We start from the raw sequence: 5,036 nt of genomic DNA on the forward strand, positions 1-5,036 counted from the left end.
CCGCCGCGCGGGCACGAGCGACCACGACGAACCCGCACTCGGCGACGATCACACACCGCCACCCCCGGCCCCGCACGGCACCGAGCGTGAGCGTGCGGCACAATCGAGCCCGATGAGCACCTACCGCGACCTCACCGCCCCCATCGGTTCCCGCCGCGCCCCGGTCCTGCGTACCGTCGGCACCCGGGAACGCCGGTCCCACCTGACCGCACCCCGGGTGCCGACGGTCGGCATCGACATCGGCGGCACCAAGGTCATGGCGGGCGTCGTGGACGCCGACGGCAACATCCTGGAGAAGCTCCGCACGGAGACCCCGGACAAGTCCAAGAGCCCCAAGGTCGTCGAGGACACCATCGTCGAGCTGGTCCTCGACCTGTCCGACCGGCACGACGTGCACGCCGTCGGCATCGGCGCCGCCGGCTGGGTGGACGCCGACCGCAACCGCGTCCTGTTCGCCCCCCACCTGTCCTGGCGCAACGAGCCCCTGCGCGACCGCATCGCCAGTCGCCTCGCCGTGCCGGTCCTGGTGGACAACGACGCCAACACCGCCGCCTGGGCGGAATGGCGCTTCGGCGCCGGCCGCGGCGAGGACCACCTCGTCATGATCACCCTCGGCACCGGCATCGGCGGCGCGATCCTGGAGGACGGCCAGGTCAAGCGCGGCAAGTTCGGCGTCGCCGGCGAGTTCGGCCACATGCAGGTCGTCCCCGGCGGCCACCGCTGCCCGTGCGGCAACCGCGGCTGCTGGGAGCAGTACAGCTCCGGCAACGCGCTGGTCCGCGAGGCCAAGGAGCTGGCCGCGGCCGACTCCCCGGTGGCCTACGGGATCATCGAGCACGTCAAGGGCAACATCCACGAGATCACCGGCCCGATGATCACCGAGCTGGCCCGCGAGGGCGACGCGATGTGCGTGGAGCTGCTCCAGGACATCGGCCAGTGGCTCGGCGTCGGCATCGCCAACCTCGCCGCCGCCCTGGACCCCTCCTGCTTCGTGATCGGCGGCGGTGTCTCGGCCGCCGACGACCTGCTCATCGGCCCCGCCCGGGACGCCTTCAAGCGCCACCTCACCGGCCGCGGCTACCGCCCCGAGGCCCGCATCACCCGCGCCCAGCTCGGCCCCGAGGCCGGCATGGTGGGCGCCGCCGACCTGGCCCGGCTGGTCGCCCGCCGGTTCCGCCGGGCCAAGCGGCGCCGGGTGGAGCGCTACGAGCGTTACGAGCGGTACGTCCAGGCCCGCCGCGACCGGGACACCGCATGACGCCCTCGCTTCCCCACCAGGGCGGCCCGCCCGACGAGTCGCACCGGCCCGCCGAGGACCCGCGGCACAAGGCGAAGCGCCGGGCGCTCACCCTGCTGATCATCGTGCTGCTCATCGGCGTACCGGCCGGCTACCTGGTGATCTCCGCGAACCAGAGCCGCAACAGCGGCAAGGACAAGGAGGCCAAGTACGCGGCGACCGGCCTCACCCCCGGCTGGCCGTCGAAGGTGCAGCGCCGCCTGTACCAGGTGACCGTGCCGCACCCCGCGGACGACATCGCCTACTACGAGACGAACAACTGGAAGACCAGCCGCCTCTACGTCCAGTTCCGCACCAACCCCGCCGGCCTGGACAGCTTCCTGGGGGCCATGGGCGTCCGCCGGGACCAGCTGAAGAAGGACGAGATCGCCGTCGGCGAACGGGACCGGAAGGTCACCGGATGGACCTTCACCGGCCCCGGCCCCTGGTGGGGCCTGACCCACGAGCAGAAGAACCCGGCGCCCACCCAGGACGTGGTCGTCAACCTGGCCGACCCGGAGCACCCGGCGGTCTTCGTGGTCTCCCGCACGGTTCCCTAGGCCTGTCGTTCGGATGCTGGCGTGGGGGGCGTGGCACGCACATCTGCCGCGTCGTCGTCCCGCGCCGGCGCTCCGCGTCGGCTCCCTCCTCCGCCTTGCAACCGCACGCACCATGCCCCGCCGGGGTCGGCCACGAGGCGACGTTCCTCACAGCCGACCCGGTCCGCACGACAGGCCCCGGCCCCGGCCCCGGCCGGCGTCGGAGCCGATTGTCAGACCCCGCCCGTAGAGTCGTAGGACAGCTGATCCGACGCGGTGGCGGGAGGTGGCAGGACGTATGAGCGGCACGGCTGCGGTGGCCGAGCACACAGGGGGTTCCCGGGAGACGGAGACCGGGCACCCGGTCCCGGTGCGCCTCGCGTCCGTCTACCTGCCCGCCCCCCTGCCGCGCGAGGGCCGCCTCGCCTTCTGGGACCCCGACGGCGACCCGCTGCCCGCCGGACCCGCAGCCGCCGCGCAGGAGCTGACGGTCGTACGACGCCACGGCGCCGGCGTGCGCCGCCGGCAGGTGCCCGCGCTGACCCTGCCGCTCGCCGAGGCGCTGCCGCTGCTGGTCCGCGCCCGGCGCGACCCGGCCGCCCACCCGGCCACCGCCTGCTGGGGCGCCGCCGCCCTGCACGCGCTGCGGCTCGTCGCCCGCGGCCGGCTGCTGCCGGGCCTCACCCCGGCCGGCCACGACGCCTGGCGGGCCGGCCCGCTGGAGCCCGACGACATCGCCCACCTGCGCGCCATCGCCGCGGCCCTGCCCCCCGAGGGCCACGCCGTGCCCTTCCCCGGCTCCGGCCCGCTGTGCCTGCCCGAGCCGGAGGCCCTGGTTCGCTCCTTCCTGGACGCCGTCGCCGACACCCTGCCCCGCACGCCCGCGGCCCCCCACACCGCCGGCCGGCCCTTCGCCGCCCGCGAAGCCCAGCTCCTCCCCGAGGCCCACGCCTGGGCGGCCGAGGTCGCCGCCGGGATGGACGCGGGCGTCCGGATCTCGCTCCGCCTCGACCTGTCCGCGTCCGACGTCTTCGACGCCGGCGAGCGCGAGGGGACGCGCGCCGCGGGAGCGGCGATCGTGCAGGTGCACAGCCTTGCCGACCCCACCCTGGTGACCGACGCGGCGGCCCTGTGGGCGGGGGAGGCCGACACGGCGTTCGGACCCCGCGCGCGCGTGGACGCGGCCCTCGCCGTCCGGCGCGCCGCCCGGGTGTGGCCGCCCCTGGACCGCCTCGCGGACCAGCACATGCCCGACGTCCTCGCCCTGTCCGAGGAGGAGCTGGGCGAGCTGCTCGGGGTGGCGGCGAGCCGGCTGGCCGCCGCCGGCGTCGCCGTCCACTGGCCCCGCGACCTCGCCCGCGACCTGACCGCCACCGCCGTGGTCCGCCCGGCGCCCGGCTCGGCCACCGACGGCACCGGATTCTTCGAGAGCGAGGACCTGCTCCGGTTCCGCTGGCAACTCGCGCTCGGCGGCGATCCGCTCAGCGAGGCCGAGATGGACACCCTCGCCGAGGCCCACCGCCCTGTCGTACGGCTCAGGGACCGCTGGGTGCTCGTCGACCCCGCCCTGGTGCGCAAGGCCCGCAAGCGCGAGCTGGGCCTGCTCGACCCGGTCGACGCGCTGTCCGTAGCTCTCACCGGCACCGCCGAGGTGGACGGCGAGACCGTCGAGGCCGTCCCCGACGGCGCGCTGGCCACCCTCCGCGACCGGCTCACCGCGGGCCCGCGCCCCGCGACCCCGCCGCCCGGCCTGAACGCCACTCTCCGCGACTACCAGCTGCGCGGCCTGGCCTGGCTCGACCTGATGACCTCCCTCGGCCTCGGCGGCTGCCTCGCCGACGACATGGGCCTAGGCAAGACCGTCACGCTCATCGCCCTGCACCTGAAGCGTGCCCGCCCCGAGCCGACCCTCGTCGTCTGCCCGGCCAGCCTCCTCGGCAACTGGCAGCGGGAGATCACCCGGTTCGCGCCCGGCGTCCCCGTCCGCCGCTTCCACGGCCCCGACCGCACCCTGGACGACGTGACCGGCGGCTTCGTCCTCACCACGTACGGCACCATGCGCTCCACCGCGGCCCGCCTCGCCGAACAGCCCTGGGGCATGGTCGTCGCCGACGAGGCTCAGCACGTGAAGAACCCCTTCTCCGCCACCGCCAAGGCGCTGCGCACCATCCCGTCCCCCGCGCGCGTCGCGCTGACCGGCACCCCCGTGGAGAACAACCTCTCCGAACTGTGGGCCCTGCTCGACTGGACCACCCCCGGTCTCCTCGGCCCGCTGAAGTCCTTCCGCGCCCGGCACGCCCGCGCGGTGGAGAACGGCGAGGACGAGGAAGCGGCGCAGCGCCTGGCCAGGCTCGTCCGCCCCTTCCTCCTGCGCCGCAAGAAGTCCGACCCCGGGATCGTGCCCGAGCTGCCGCCCAAGACGGAGACCGACCACCCGGTGCCGCTCACCCGGGAACAGGCCGCGCTGTACGAGGCGGTGGTGCGCGAGTCGATGCTGGCCATCGAGACGGCGCAGGGCATGGCACGGCGGGGCCTGGTGCTGAAGCTGCTCGGCGCGCTGAAGCAGATCTGCGACCACCCGGCGCTCTACCTGAAGGAACAGCCGGACCCCGACCGCCTGGCCGCCCGCTCCGGCAAACTCGCCCTCCTGGACGAGCTGCTCGACACCCTGCTCGCCGAGGACGGCTCGGCCCTGGTCTTCACCCAGTACGTCGGCATGGCCCGCCTCCTCGCCGCCCACCTGTCCGCCCGCGCGATCCCCGTCGACCTGCTGCACGGCGGCACCCCGGTGCCCGAGCGGGAGCGCATGGTGGACCGCTTCCAGAACGGCGAGACCCCCGTCCTGATCCTCTCCTTGAAGGCGGCCGGCACGGGCCTGAACCTCACCCGCGCGGGCCATGTCGTCCACTTCGACCGCTGGTGGAACCCGGCGGTCGAGGAACAGGCCACCGACCGCGCGTACCGCATCGGGCAGACCCAGCCCGTCCAGGTCCACCGCCTGGTCACCGAGGGGACGGTGGAGGACCGCATCGCCGAGATGCTCGCCGCCAAGCGGGCGTTGGCCGACGCCATCCTCGGCTCCGGCGAGGCCGCCCTCACCGAACTCACGGACCGTGAACTCGCCGACCTCGTCTCCCTGCGGAGGACGCCATGACCGGCACCGACCGCCCCCGCCCCGGCGACGCCGCCCGCCGGGCCCTCCGGGCGGCGTCGCCGGGGCG

General features: G+C 75.1%; 3 protein-coding genes. All 3 read left to right on the forward strand.

The window, feature by feature from the left end; genetic code table 11:
• Nucleotides 1-112 precede the first annotated feature (112 nt).
• The 3 genes from CCN44_RS32425 to CCN44_RS32435 all read left to right on the forward strand — a co-directional run bounded on the left by CCN44_RS32425 (nucleotide 113) and on the right by CCN44_RS32435 (nucleotide 4,969).
• Entirely contained in the window at nucleotides 113-1,258 is a 1,146-nt protein-coding gene (locus CCN44_RS32425) for an ROK family glucokinase (protein ID WP_059253888.1), read from the forward strand.
• Complete coding sequence (locus tag CCN44_RS32430; RefSeq protein ID WP_059253891.1) at nucleotides 1,255-1,836, forward strand: hypothetical protein; 582 nt, start codon at nucleotides 1,255-1,257, stop codon at nucleotides 1,834-1,836. The genes CCN44_RS32425 and CCN44_RS32430 overlap by 4 nt, the downstream gene beginning before the upstream one ends.
• 277 nt (nucleotides 1,837-2,113) lie before the next feature.
• The gene (locus CCN44_RS32435) at nucleotides 2,114-4,969 is read left to right on the forward strand and encodes a DEAD/DEAH box helicase (RefSeq protein WP_086701722.1); all 2,856 of its coding nucleotides are present in this window, start codon (nucleotides 2,114-2,116) and stop codon (nucleotides 4,967-4,969) included.
• Nucleotides 4,970-5,036: the final 67 nt, after the last annotated feature.

Source organism: Streptomyces tricolor (assembly GCF_002155905.1).
Classification (GTDB): Bacteria; Actinomycetota; Actinomycetes; order Streptomycetales; family Streptomycetaceae; genus Streptomyces; species Streptomyces tricolor.

What these genes read in the sequence shown, in the direction of transcription:
- CCN44_RS32435 (WP_086701722.1), top strand. Translation starts at nt 2,114, where the DNA reads ATGAGCGGCACGGCTGCGGTGGCCGAGCACACAGGGGGTTCCCGGGAG.
- CCN44_RS32430 (WP_059253891.1), top strand. Translation starts at nt 1,255, where the DNA reads ATGACGCCCTCGCTTCCCCACCAGGGCGGCCCGCCCGACGAGTCGCAC.
- CCN44_RS32425 (WP_059253888.1), top strand. Translation starts at nt 113, where the DNA reads ATGAGCACCTACCGCGACCTCACCGCCCCCATCGGTTCCCGCCGCGCC.